This is a genomic window from Nitrospina gracilis 3/211 (assembly GCF_000341545.2).
Taxonomy (GTDB): domain Bacteria; phylum Nitrospinota; class Nitrospinia; order Nitrospinales; family Nitrospinaceae; genus Nitrospina; species Nitrospina gracilis.
Genome location: NZ_HG422173.1, coordinates 2,010,499 through 2,022,530, shown reverse-complemented (window position 1 = coordinate 2,022,530; position 12,032 = coordinate 2,010,499). Strand labels below are relative to the sequence as shown.

Here is a 12,032-nt window from a genome sequence, read left to right as displayed (position 1 = left end):
AATCAAAAAATGAAGAAGCTTTTATTCATAACAGGTATCTCCCTATGTGTGCCCTTCGTTTTCGGTCACGCGATCGCCGAAGAAAAGGATAAGCAACTGGAAATACTGGACGCGATCGAAATCCACGCCACCCGTTCGCAGATCAAACCGGAAAACCAGACCGCGTCCTACACGGTGATCACCCGCGAAGAAATTAAAAAGAAAAAACACATGCAGGTAAAAGATATCATTCAGGAACAACTGGGAGTCAACGTCGTACAGACGGGACCGCTGGGCAGTTCCACCACCCTGTTCATGCGCGGAGCCAATTCTCAATCGACACTGGTGATGATCGACGGCGTTCAGGTGAAGACCAATTCCACCGGCAGTTTCAGTTTTGCTCATTTGCAGATGGACAACATCGAGCGAATTGAAATTCTGCGTGGTCCCCAAAGCACGCTGTGGGGCGCCGATGCGGTAGGGGGCGTCATCAACATCGTCACCCGCAAAGGAAAGGGCAAACCCACGCACACACTGTCATTCGAGGGCGGAAGTTTTGAAACGTTCAAGGAAACCCTCACCAGTTCGGGTTCACATGAAAGCTTCGATTACTCTCTGAGCGCGTCGAACACCGACAGCGAAGGCTTTTCCGCATTCAACGAACGGCGCGGGGGCACGGAAAACGACCGTTATTCAAATCGCACTTTCTCCACCCGCCTCGGTTACAACTTTCTTAAAGACGGACGGGTGGAGTTCATTGGACGCTACATCCGCGCGCGCAGCCACTTTGACGGATTCAATCCCCTCACCTTCACCTTCTCCGACACCCTGCCGCATCACATAAACAACGACACCGTTTACGGCGCGTTGCCCCTGCAAAAAGCCCTCACCGAAAACTGGGATTTGAAAATCACTCCGAGCGTGTTCGTGGACGAATTGGACACTATAGATCCCACCTTTGGCGATTCGTTCATCATCAACAGGACCTACACGGTGGACGTGCAGAACAATGTATATATTAATAAGAACATTTCGACCGTTTTCGGATTCGAGCACCAGGCCACCAACGCCTCCAACGCCAGCCAGGGCATCGCCCTGCAAAACGAAAACCAGGGCTATTACCTTCAGTTCCAATTCAATCACGACAATCGGTTTTTGCTTAACGCCGGCGTGCGGGAAGACATCAACACCCGTTTCGCCAACAAGTTCACCTACAAGATCGAGGCGGCCTACCGCTTTTTGGAGACCAATACCCGTCTGCGCGGTGGTTTTGCCACCGGCTTCCGCGCCCCGTCCGTCAATGAAATCCTGTTTCCATTTTTTGGAAATCCCAACATCCAGCCGGAAGAAACGGAAAGTTTTGAGATCGGAGTGGAGCAGGCCCTGCTGGCCGACCGCGTATCCGTGGCCGTCACGTATTTCAATATGGATCTGAAAAACCAGATCCAGCCCAATCCGGCGACGTTCATCGCCGAGAACATCGGCCGCGCGCGGTCGCAGGGCATCGAAACAAGCGTTCTCTGGCAGGTGATGGATGACATCGATGTGAACGCCGCCTACACGTGGAATCAGGCGGTAGACTCCAGTACCGGCGCGCTTCTTGTAAGGCGGCCGCGCCATACGGCCTCCGCCACCCTGCACCACACCTGGCGCAACCTGCTCGACTGGCTGGTGACGGTGCAGTACCGGAGCGCGATGGTTTCCGGCACCGGACGCGTCGGAGGACGCGCCATCGTGCGCGCAGCATTGGGATACCAGTTGACGAAACAGCTCAAACTGACTGCGCGCGGAGAAAATCTGCTCAACAAACAATACGAGGAGTCGCTGTTCTTTGGAACAGCTGGAATTTCCGGTTACGCCGGATTCGAATATTCCTTTCACTGATTTGAAGACCATGTTTTCCACCAACAGGGACATTCAATCCAAGCGGACTTTCTTCTTGGCGCTGACATGTTCTCTTGTTTTGCATGGCCTGGTTTTTTGGGGTCTCACTTTCTGGCCAAAATCCCAAGAGAGTGCGGTGGAAAATAAAACCTTTAAAGTCCAGAAGGTCCGGCTTGTGACCTCGTCACCCTCCGGTTCTCGTACCAGTCGCCAACAGGAGATCCTGCAAAAGGAGCTCCCCTCCTTTGAATCAAAAGAGTTTTCCTTCAAAGGAGTTCCCGCAAAAATGCGATCGCCGCATTTCAAATGGAAAAACAAAACAGACCAGATGCTCCCCCTCGATTCAGTCTCTCCCTCGACAGTAAACAAACAGCCGACGGAGCTCTTGCTCCCCCACTCTTCAAAATCCATTTCCATTTTTCATGTGGCTCCCCAAACCGTGACCGTGAACACCATAAATTCCGTTCGGCCCAGGACTCAGGCCCGAATCGCTTTTAAAAAAGAAATCCTTCCCAAGTCTCCAATCAACTACATCCCGCCCTTACCGGGACGGCCCACGCTCGCGCAATTTCACGGTTGGGAAGCTCCTGCGGGAGGCCGTCACGCCGAAGCCGTGCAACCCACTCACACCATTGCCGGCATCAAGCCGGCAACAAAAACCGGGCAAAGGCACTTCTCGCATGAAAAAACCACGGAACTTTTGGATGAAAAATCTCTTCCAACTCTCCCCACAGCCTCATGGACCGGCCCGGAAACGGGATCGAAAAAGCCCCTGAAAGAACCGGTTGCGGAAAAAAGTTTCGGTAAAGCACCTCCTTCCCAAAAAATGAAGGATGCAATTAATTCAGAAAATATCGAATCCGGTCACCACCCATTTGCATCCAAAGGATTCACGGGTTCCCTCCATGAGGAAGAGGATCTGGAAACCCTGAAAAACGGTTTCATCCTGGAAATCCGAAACCGGATCGCAAAATACAAGTTTTATCCCCGTTTGGCCAAGCGGCGGGGGTTGGAAGGGCAACCCGTGGTGCATTTTAAAATCACACGTAAAGGCGGCATTGAAAATCTGCACGTGGCGCTTTCTTCCGGAAGCGGCATACTGGATGATGCCGCACTGGAATCGGTGAAGAACGGTGCACCCTTTCCCGTCATCCCCAAAGCGCTTAACCGCGATTCGATGACGATTCAACTGCCCATCGCATTCACCCTCGATTGATCCGGTTATCTGAAACCGGTCATAATATCTGGAGACAGGAATGAACTGGACCCGAACTTCGTCAATTGTTTTTTTATTCTGCCTGTGGCTGGTGGCATGTGCCCCCCAGCCCACTAAAACCGTTCCGGCAGAATACAAACGCGGGCAGGAGTTGTTTCATGCTGTTTGTTCCAACTGTCATGGATCCGATGCCCTCGGTGGCCATACCAAAGCCCCCAACCTGATCGATGCAGTGTTTGTCAAAAGCGAGTTTTCCGACCAGGAAATCCGTCACACTATCAACAACGGTTCCGGCAAAATGCCTTCACAGAAAGGCAAGTTCACAGATGAAGAAATCACCGAAATCATCAAGTACCTGCGTTACAGCCAGAAGGAAGCCAACCTGGTGATGGATGCGGAAGCGATGGATGAGTTTTTTGACGAGCCTTTACCGGTTGAGGATCCAATCGAGGAAGATGAAGTGGAGGAAGGGTGAAGTGCCCCTCCCCGCCTTGACACCCACCCTGATTTTGGCTAAATTAACCCCTCCTGAAAGTCCACACCTCTAATCACACAGACATACCGGAGTCCAACTCATGTCGGAAAGTTATATACAGTCCCAGTTCGCAAACCGCATTGGCGGCACACAGTTTGGCAAAGACACCAAAATCTACAAGTTCGAAAAGATCAAACGGGCCAAACGCGCGGCCTTGGAAGCCAATCCCGGCAAAGAGCTGTTCGACATGGGCGTGGGTGAACCGGACGAAATGGCGGATGGCGGCGTGATCGCCGCGCTGGAGCAGGAAGCGCGCAAACCGGAAAACCGCGGATACACCGACAACGGCATTGACGCCTTCAAGGAAGCAGCCGTTCGTTACATGGAAAAGACATTCGGTGTGAGAGGGCTTGATCCTAAAATACACGTCAACCACAGTATCGGTTCCAAGCCCGGACTGGCCATGATGCCGCTGATTTTTATCAATCCTGGCGATGTGACCCTGATGACCACCCCCGGTTACCCGGTAATGGGCACGCACACACAGTATCTTGGAGGCGAGGTGGTGAACCTGCCCCTGACGGAAGAGAACCAGTTTCTTCCCGATCTCAAAAGCATCGACTCCGATACCGCCAAACGTGCCAAACTGCTTTGCATCAATTATCCCAACAACCCGACCGGGGCAAACGCCACCCGCAAGTTTTATGAAGAGGTCGTGGAGTTCGCGAAGAGCAACGATATCGTGGTGGTGCAGGACGCAGCGTACGCCACGCTCACTTACGACACCGAGCCTCTCAGCTTTCTTTCGGTTCCGGGAGCGATGGACGTCGGCGTGGAGTTCCATTCGCATTCCAAAGCGTACAACATGACGGGATGGCGTATCGCCTTCATCGTCGGCAACGAGCTGGTGGTCAAAGGTTTCGCCAATATCAAGGACAACATCGACTCCGGCCAGTTCGCGGCCATCCAGAAGGCAGGCATTTATGCGCTGGAGCACCCGGAGATCACGCAACGCATCGTGGAAAAATACCAACGCCGCCTGCGCCTGCTGGTGGACAGCCTGAACTCGGTTGGGTTCAAAGCCACCATGCCCGGCGGATCGTTCTTCCTGTACGTCAAGGCACCGAAAGGCATTCAGGGCGGACCCAAGTTCGAAAATGCCGAAGCGTTTTCGCAGTACATGATCACCGAACACCTCATCTCCACCGTGCCTTGGGACGACGTCGGCAATTTCGTCCGCTTCTCCGCCACCTTCGCGGCCAAGGATGAAGCCGACGAAGTTCGAATCATGCAGGAAATCAAAAAGCGCCTGGCCACGGTGAAGTTCGAGTTTTAACGACGGCTTTATTTAAGGGACCCGTTATGTCCCACACCGCTTTCATCGGCATCGGCTCCAATATGGGAGACGCTCCCGGCCATTGCCGGGAAGCTATCGACCGCATGCGCAGACACCCGGCGTTGAACCTGCACACCACTTCTTCCCTTTACAAAACCCAACCCTACGGCAAAACCGACCAGGACTGGTTCATCAACGCCGTTGCTCAGGTGTTAACGAATATTTCACCTGTGGATCTTCTACATGTCCTGTTGAGCATCGAAAAGGAAATGGGGCGGGAACGGCGGGGAAAATGGGGGCCGCGCAAGATCGACCTGGACCTGTTGTTGTACAATGGGGACACGGTAAAGGAAGAGAATCTGCAAGTGCCGCATCCAGGTATCGCCGAGCGGCGGTTTGTACTGGAACCCTTGGCGGAAATCGCACCGGACCTGGTTCATCCCACGATCGACAAAACCATTGCAGACCTGCTGAGGGAGGTGCGGGACCCTTTGCAAGTGACGCGTCTCCCGGCCTCAACCTAATTCATCGACTTCGATGATCTCCATTTTCTCGATTGCCGACTGCATCAGTTCCTGCCAGGAATATCGCGCTTCGTCTTCTTCCAGTTCGTGAATTTTACTTTTGGTGGTTGGATTGGGCGGCATGAATACCGAACAGCAGTCGGGTTGGGGCTCGATGCTAATTTCGTATGTCCCCAGTTCCTTCGCCTGGCGAATGATCTCGTTTTTGTCGGTGCCGATGAGGGGACGGAAGACGCTGAGCGCCACCAGTCCTGACACCGCGTTCAGGTTTTCCAAAGTCTGCGATGCCACCTGTCCCAGAGATTCGCCGGTCACCAGCCCCAGGTATCCCTGTTTTTCTGCCACCGACTGCGCGATGCGGTACATCATGCGACGGTACAGAACCACACGATTGGGCGCACGGCAGTGATCACGAATCGATTCCTGAATCGTTTCAAACGGCACTACATACAAACGGGCCCGACTCTGGTAGCGGTTCAGTTGGCGGGACAGTCGCTTCACCTTGTCGTATCCGCCGCGACCCATGTACGGCTGGTTGTCAAAGAAAATCCCATGCACCCGGCATCCGCGTTTCATGATGCGAAACAAGGCGACCGGACTGTCGATGCCACCGGAAATCAATCCCAGCACCTCGCCGGAACTGCCAACGGGCAATCCCCGCAAGCCCGCGATTCGGTTCTTGAACACAACGGTATGTTCCTGGCCGATCTCGATTTCCAGGGTGAAATCGGCGTGGTCGATATCGACTTCCAGGCCACGTTCGTGAAGCCGGCCGAGGATGCGCGAACCCACTTCGTAATTTACCTCCGTGGAGGTTTGAGGGAACCGTTTGTCAGCGCGTTTTGTCTTCACACAGAACTTGAGATGTTTTCCATGATTCAGGAGGGGTTCGATCCACTGCACACCGAGTTCCGCCATTTTCTCGAAATCCGGTTCCATCGCCACCCCCAGACTGAACGAAGCCACGCCGGGAACACAGGCAAGGCGTTGCCCGGCCGCATCTGCCGCCTCCATTGGACAGTCCACGCGGATGCGGCCGTGTGGTTTTTGAATTGCGATCCCGTCCAACCCTTTCAACGCGTGGCGGATGTTGTCGGCAAGCCGGTTGATGAACATACTTCGGTTTTTTCCCTTGAGCCCGATTTCATCGTACCGGACCAGGATCGTGCATTGTTGTGTCATGAGTTGGCGAATCGACGAGAAAAGGAAGGGTAAAGAGTTTCGTGAGCCTGGGCGAAAGCCGCAAGAAAGCAGTCCACGTCTTCCACCGTGTTGTTGTGGTTGAAGGAGATGCGAAGACTGCACCTCGCCTCTTCCCGCGTGCACCCGATGCCCATCAGAATTTTGGACGGTTCTTTCGAGTGGGCACTGCACGCAGAACCGAGACCCACATAAATGCCCAGCTTTTCCAAATGATGAAGGACCACTTCTCCTTCAACCGGCGCGAAACTGAAATTGACGATTGCCGGCGATTGAAATGAATTGTCCGGATCAACGGAAGAATTGAATTTCAAGTTCAGGTTGGAATTGCTGGATGCGAGCGCTTTCAGTCCCGTTACCAGGCGCTCCCGCAAAATAGAGAATGTTTTGTTCGCGAATGATGCCCGATGGGCTGCCAGTTTAACCGCGCATCCAAGACCCACGATAAATGGCACCGGTAAAGTGCCGGAGCGCATGCCGTGTTGTTGTTTGCCGCCGTGGATCTGCGGCTTGAGACTCAGACGGGAATCGACCACCAGCAGACCGATGCCCTTCGGCCCATGAAACTTGTGGGCCGATACCGAATAGCCCGAAAGGCCCTCCCACATGGTCTCTGTGATCGGCATTTTGCCCACCGCCTGCACCCCGTCAAGAAACAGCCGAGTTTGCGGTGCGTGCTCCTTTAAAAGAGGAGCGATGACTCGGGGATCGTTGATGCTGCCCAGTTCGTTGTTGACGTGCGATAAATACAACCAGCGCACTTTGCGCTTCTTGAGTTCGGGAATCGAGGCCGTATCCAGCCTGCCGTCTTTCTGGTATTCCAGCAAAGACACCGGTTCGTTATCGTATTCCTTTAAAGCGTCCAGCGTTTCTTTCACACTGGGATGCTCCAGCCCCAAATACGCCACCTTCTTGTCGGGAAAACACGTCCCTTTAATGAAGAGATTGTTCGATTCACTTCCGCCGCTGGTGAAGACGATGCGGAACCGCGCGGGAATGCACAAACTATCGCGGATACAATCCTCCGCCTCCTGAATTTTCTGCTTGGCATCGTGGCCGAGGCGGTACACCGCACCGGAGTTGCCGAAGTCTTCCTGCATTGACTTCGTCATCACCTCGATCACCTCCGGGTCCATCGGTGTGGTGGCGGCGTTGTCCAGATAAATCATTTCATTCTTGTTTCCTGTCAGGCCGAATAGGGCGGCACAATGCCCTGATCGACACCCAATTGATCGAGGATGCGGGCGACCACGAAATCGACGAGATCCCCAACCGATTTCGGGTTGTTGTAAAATCCCGGATTGGCGGGGAGGATCAGACCGCCCGCCTGGTCGAGCGCCAGCATGTTTTTCAAATGAATCGTGCTGAACGGTGCCTCCCTGGGCACGATGATCAATTTACCCTTTTCCTTCAAAACCACATCCGCCGCGCGTTCCACAAGGCTGCTCGAGATCCCTGCGGCGATGCGCCCGACCGTACCCATGCTGGCGGGAACGATGACCATGCCGTCGGTCTTGAATGAACCGCTGGCTATGGAGGTGTTGATCTTCGAATTCTTATAGACTGTTGCGTTTTCTTTTTTGAAATAGGACGGCGAGAGATCCAGTTCCAGTTTGAGCAGTTCCACCCCGCGCTCGGAAAGGACCACATGCAGTTCCGCCAACGGTTGCAGGACATCGAACAGCCGCTTTGCGTAGCAAACACCGCTGGCACCGGTGATCGCAAGAATGAATCGCTTCATCGCGGCTCCCCGATGCCGAGAAGAGCATCCACCACAGTCACCACCTGACCGTGCACAGCCTCGACCGAACCATCGCTGTCAATGCGTCGGATATGGGGTCCCTCGAAGGAGTCGAAAATAGCCTGCACTTTTTGAAGATAATCCTTTTTTTCAAAGGAGCTGAATCCATCCCGACCTTTTGCGATGCGTTCAAAGCTGGTCTCCAGTGAACCGGAAAATATCAGGACCCGGTCGGGACGCGGAGCAAAGGCTTCGTTGTCCGCACATATTTTTACCGGGTCAAACCCCAGCGCCCCCTGATAGGCGGCGGTGGAAAAATAATAACGGTCGATCACCACCAGCTTGTTCGTGTTGAGTGCTGGCCGGATGTTCTGCTCCACATCCTCTTTACGGTCGTTCAAAAACCACTGCAACTCTTCTTCCGGGGTTGTGCCGCCCCGCCCTTCCGTTAAAATTCTGCGGATTTTCTGCCCCCACATCCCCTGCGTGGGTTCACGCAGGCGAACGACAGGCAGACCACGCTGTTCCAGATAATCAGCAAGCAGGTTCCCCTGCGTGGTCTTACCCGTACCGTCAATGCCCTCCAGCGCAATCAGATAGCCGCGGTCCAACTTCATATCGCTCCCAGTATCCATAGGAAAATTCCGGCCCCGCAATGGCGTTTTCGGACAGTTGCTTTTGGCTTTTTTTAATTCATAATTATTAAAAAAAGCCAACCCGAACGGGCGGGACGCGTTTCCACCAAGCCGTTTTCTGCTCCATGTCGGTCTTTAAACCTTATCATAGAACCATTTAGCGAAGGGCGGAAAATTGAAAAAATTCTGGGCCATCTTTGGCTGGATATGTCTCGGTATTTTCCTGCAATTCAAATTCAATATCCTGTACGGCATAGTCTTCCTCGAAAACCTGAATTTTCACGACCGTACGTATTTCGTCAAAATGAATTTGACCGATGTCGAGGGTCCCTTGAGTATTTTAAAAGTCGAGACCGTCGTCCACCATTCGCTGGGCAAGGACTACTTCGCCAACGTGTACATACCGGAAAATTACAAGGTCATCAACAAGGAGCCTTACCTGGGAACGGAAACCATACCCGGCTACGTCGCCTACTCCATGAACATGAAACGAAAATACCGGGATGTTCTGGCGAAGGAGGATTTTATCATCGCACCCCAGTCGCCAGAGGGGATAATCGAGTCGAAACCCGTCCTGATTCATTTCGAGAACATGAAACAGAGGCTTCACAAGGATGAAACGTTTCACCTGGCCACCGTCCAGGGAAACACCCAGCTGGAAGGGCCTGCCGTAGCCGAGGCGGTGTATCCACAACAATTGGGAATGTGATCCGGCTTTTCCGGAAGCCATGAAAACCCACACCAAAGACTATTACCAGATTCTGGGAGTTGCAGAAGCCGCCTCGTCAGAAGAGATCAAAAAAGCCTACCGGAAGCTCGCGGTGGAAACCCACCCCGACAGAAACCCCAACGACCCGAAAGCCGAAGAACGATTCAAGGACATTACGGAAGCTTACGGAGTCCTGATGGATCCCAAAAAACGCCAGGAGTACGATATGTTCCGCCGCCTGGGGGGTGGCCAGTCGGGCCGGCAATTCAACTACACCCAGCAGGAAATTTTCGAGAACATGTTCCGGCAGGCCTTCGGTCGCGACATGTTCAACAACCTGAACCGCGATTTCCAGCAGTCCGGGTTCCGCCACGGGACCGGTTTTTTCGAAACCATGCTGTTCACCGGCGCCGCAGGAACCCTGGCCCGCATGCTCCGCATGATTCCCGGTCCCATCGGCCGGATCGGAACCGGGCTGTGGGTCCTGCAATCGGTCGGCACCGCCCTGTACACCATGAATCGGCGCAGAAAAGCGCAGGGCCAGGCGGAGGGGGTGGAGGACACCGGGCAACCTGGCCTGTTTCAGAAGGTGAAGGCCCTGTTTGTCAAACCCGAGACCGACACCCACCAGAATGTCCTGAACCTTCATTTCAAAATCGCCATCCCTTCCGATGAAGCTCGGAAAGGCACAAAAAAGGAATTGACTTACAAGGTAGGCGAGAATACCGAGCACCTGATGGTAGCCATCCCGGCCGGCATTCAGCCGGGTGGTCGCCTTCGCATCCGCAATAAGGGCCGAATACAGGGAGATCGCCGCGGGGATGTGATCCTGACCGTGGAAGTCACTGCCTGACGGCCCTTATCTGTTTATCGAGTGGCCACACAGGCACATTAAAATGGTTGATGCAAGCCCGGCCTCAAATGCGCTATGCTTGTAAGCTCATGGTTTTAAATCCAATGTTAGCCATCGATCATTCAAACTTCTACCGATCCTCCAAATATCCGTGACCGATCCTTTGATAAATCAATTCGTCCGCTCCCACTCCTATTCGAATAAAGGCTATTTGCTCCCAAAGCTTGGCGCCGTTTTCTTGGTTTGCCTGATTTTCTGGCCGTCGCAAGTGTGGAGCCAGTTCAACTTCACCGTCCCCGTCGGTGTGGCCAAGGCGGTGAAGCGGTCGGTGCGGGAAAAAATCGAACTTCCCGGGACGGTCTATCCCTGGGCCACAACCCAGCTTTCAGCGGAAATCGACGGCCGCGTCGAACGCATCCTTTTCAATGAAGGGGACCGGGTGAAAAAAGGCGACCCGCTGGTGAAGTTACGCATCCGGCCCCTGCTCCTGGAACGCGACCTGGCGGTGGCTGAAAAACGCCGTATCGAAACCCTTCTGCAGGAACTGGAAACCGGAACCCGGCAGGAAACCATCGAAGCCGCCCGGCATGCGGTGGATCAGGCCAAGGCCCGGCTGACCCTTGCGGAAAATGAACTGCGCCGCATCAAAAAACTGTACCAGGAAGGCGTCCTCAGTCTCGATGCTTACGACAAGGCCGCTGCGGAAGCCGACCAGGCGGCGGCATTCCTGCAGGAAAAAAGTTCGGTGCTGGAAGAGTTGGTCGCCGGACCGCGTATCGAACGCATCCAGCAGGAAAAAGCCAACCTGGAAGCCGCCAACGCGCGCATTCATTTGATCGAAGACAATATCCAGCAGGGCACCATTTATGCCCCATTCGATGGATACATCACGAAAAAACTCACCGAAGTCGGCCAGTGGCTGGAAAAGGGTGACCAGGCGGTTGCCATGATCGCCGCCAGTCCACTTAAAGTGGAAGTCAATATTCCGCAATTTCAATTCAACGAAGTCCGGGTAGGTTCCGCCGCCGAAATCATTTTGGAAAACCGAGACACCAACGGCAAACCCCTTATTTTTTCGGGTAACGTCATCGAGAAAGTACCGCAGGGGGATCCGGTTTCCCGCACGTTTCCGATCCGGATCAAGGTTTCCACAACCAATTCCACCCTCGCACCCGGCATGTTGGTGAAAGTCCGTTTCACCCCCAACCAGAAAGACCTTGAGAAACGCATGTTTGTACCCAAGGACTCGATCGTGCGCACCCCAAAAGGGGCAAATGTCTGGGTGGTGCGCGAGAACGAAGAAAAGAAAATGATGGCTTACAAGGTGACGGTGAAAACAGGTAAACTGGTAGACAGCATGATTGCCGTGGAATTTATCGAAGGCAAAATCGAACCCGGTGAATGGGTGGTGGTAGATGGCAACGAGCGTTTGAAACCCGACACCGAAGTCCGCATCATCAACAAACATCTCAATTGATGT

At 53.8% G+C, this 12,032-nt stretch carries 12 protein-coding genes; 8 read left to right on the top strand and 4 right to left on the bottom strand.

What is annotated here, in order from left to right; genetic code table 11:
- Positions 1-9 precede the first annotated feature (9 nt).
- From TX82_RS09595 to folK, 5 genes are all read left to right on the top strand, one after another.
- On the top strand, positions 10-1,863 hold the full coding sequence (locus TX82_RS09595) for a TonB-dependent receptor plug domain-containing protein (RefSeq protein ID WP_005009795.1): 1,854 nt from the start codon (positions 10-12) through the stop codon (positions 1,861-1,863).
- Positions 1,811-3,079: an energy transducer TonB gene (locus TX82_RS09590; protein ID WP_042251018.1), complete on the top strand. Its 1,269-nt coding sequence runs from the start codon at positions 1,811-1,813 to the stop codon at positions 3,077-3,079. The genes TX82_RS09595 and TX82_RS09590 overlap by 53 nt, the downstream gene beginning before the upstream one ends.
- A gap of 40 nt (positions 3,080-3,119) precedes the next feature.
- Positions 3,120-3,554, top strand: coding sequence for a c-type cytochrome (locus tag TX82_RS09585; RefSeq protein ID WP_005009791.1), 435 nt, complete (start codon positions 3,120-3,122; stop codon positions 3,552-3,554).
- Positions 3,555-3,654: 100 nt separating this feature from the next.
- Positions 3,655-4,890 (top strand): LL-diaminopimelate aminotransferase, encoded by a 1,236-nt coding sequence (locus TX82_RS09580; RefSeq protein ID WP_005009788.1) that lies wholly within the window; start codon positions 3,655-3,657, stop codon positions 4,888-4,890.
- A gap of 26 nt (positions 4,891-4,916) precedes the next feature.
- Positions 4,917-5,414 (top strand): 2-amino-4-hydroxy-6-hydroxymethyldihydropteridine diphosphokinase, encoded by a 498-nt coding sequence (folK, locus tag TX82_RS09575; RefSeq protein ID WP_005009786.1) that lies wholly within the window; start codon positions 4,917-4,919, stop codon positions 5,412-5,414.
- Here folK and thiI read toward each other — a convergent pair.
- The 4 genes from thiI to tmk are packed head-to-tail and all read right to left on the bottom strand — an operon-like array spanning position 5,406 to position 8,972.
- Complete coding sequence (thiI, locus tag TX82_RS09570) at positions 5,406-6,596, bottom strand: tRNA uracil 4-sulfurtransferase ThiI (RefSeq protein ID WP_005009783.1); 1,191 nt, start codon at positions 6,594-6,596, stop codon at positions 5,406-5,408. The genes folK and thiI overlap by 9 nt on opposite strands.
- Complete coding sequence (locus tag TX82_RS09565) at positions 6,593-7,783, bottom strand: cysteine desulfurase family protein (protein WP_005009782.1); 1,191 nt, start codon at positions 7,781-7,783, stop codon at positions 6,593-6,595. Before TX82_RS09565 ends, thiI begins: the two co-directional genes overlap by 4 nt.
- Before the next feature lie 17 nt (positions 7,784-7,800).
- A complete protein-coding gene (locus TX82_RS09560; protein WP_005009780.1) occupies positions 7,801-8,355 on the bottom strand; it encodes a UbiX family flavin prenyltransferase in 555 nt (184 codons plus the stop codon).
- On the bottom strand, positions 8,352-8,972 hold the full coding sequence (tmk, locus tag TX82_RS09555; protein ID WP_042251016.1) for a dTMP kinase: 621 nt from the start codon (positions 8,970-8,972) through the stop codon (positions 8,352-8,354). The genes TX82_RS09560 and tmk overlap by 4 nt, the downstream gene beginning before the upstream one ends.
- 193 nt (positions 8,973-9,165) lie before the next feature.
- On the opposite strand from tmk, the gene TX82_RS09550 reads away from it, so the two are divergent.
- From TX82_RS09550 to TX82_RS09540, 3 genes are all read left to right on the top strand, one after another.
- A complete protein-coding gene (locus TX82_RS09550) occupies positions 9,166-9,699 on the top strand; it encodes a hypothetical protein (protein WP_005009777.1) in 534 nt (177 codons plus the stop codon).
- Between the two features lie 19 nt (positions 9,700-9,718).
- Positions 9,719-10,552 (top strand): J domain-containing protein, encoded by an 834-nt coding sequence (locus tag TX82_RS17010; protein ID WP_005009776.1) that lies wholly within the window; start codon positions 9,719-9,721, stop codon positions 10,550-10,552.
- A gap of 238 nt (positions 10,553-10,790) precedes the next feature.
- A complete protein-coding gene (locus TX82_RS09540) occupies positions 10,791-12,029 on the top strand; it encodes an efflux RND transporter periplasmic adaptor subunit (protein WP_042251014.1) in 1,239 nt (412 codons plus the stop codon).
- The last annotated feature ends 3 nt before the right edge of the window (positions 12,030-12,032 follow it).

Excerpts from the sequence above, each read along its gene's own strand:
- TX82_RS09595 (WP_005009795.1), top strand. The coding sequence starts at position 10 with ATGAAGAAGCTTTTATTCATAACAGGTATCTCCCTATGTGTGCCCTTC.
- TX82_RS09585 (WP_005009791.1), top strand. The coding sequence starts at position 3,120 with ATGAACTGGACCCGAACTTCGTCAATTGTTTTTTTATTCTGCCTGTGG.
- tmk (WP_042251016.1), bottom strand. The coding sequence starts at position 8,972 with ATGAAGTTGGACCGCGGCTATCTGATTGCGCTGGAGGGCATTGACGGT.
- folK (WP_005009786.1), top strand. The coding sequence starts at position 4,917 with ATGTCCCACACCGCTTTCATCGGCATCGGCTCCAATATGGGAGACGCT.
- TX82_RS09560 (WP_005009780.1), bottom strand. The coding sequence starts at position 8,355 with ATGAAGCGATTCATTCTTGCGATCACCGGTGCCAGCGGTGTTTGCTAC.
- TX82_RS17010 (WP_005009776.1), top strand. The coding sequence starts at position 9,719 with ATGAAAACCCACACCAAAGACTATTACCAGATTCTGGGAGTTGCAGAA.
- TX82_RS09565 (WP_005009782.1), bottom strand. The coding sequence starts at position 7,783 with ATGATTTATCTGGACAACGCCGCCACCACACCGATGGACCCGGAGGTG.
- TX82_RS09580 (WP_005009788.1), top strand. The coding sequence starts at position 3,655 with ATGTCGGAAAGTTATATACAGTCCCAGTTCGCAAACCGCATTGGCGGC.
- thiI (WP_005009783.1), bottom strand. The coding sequence starts at position 6,596 with ATGACACAACAATGCACGATCCTGGTCCGGTACGATGAAATCGGGCTC.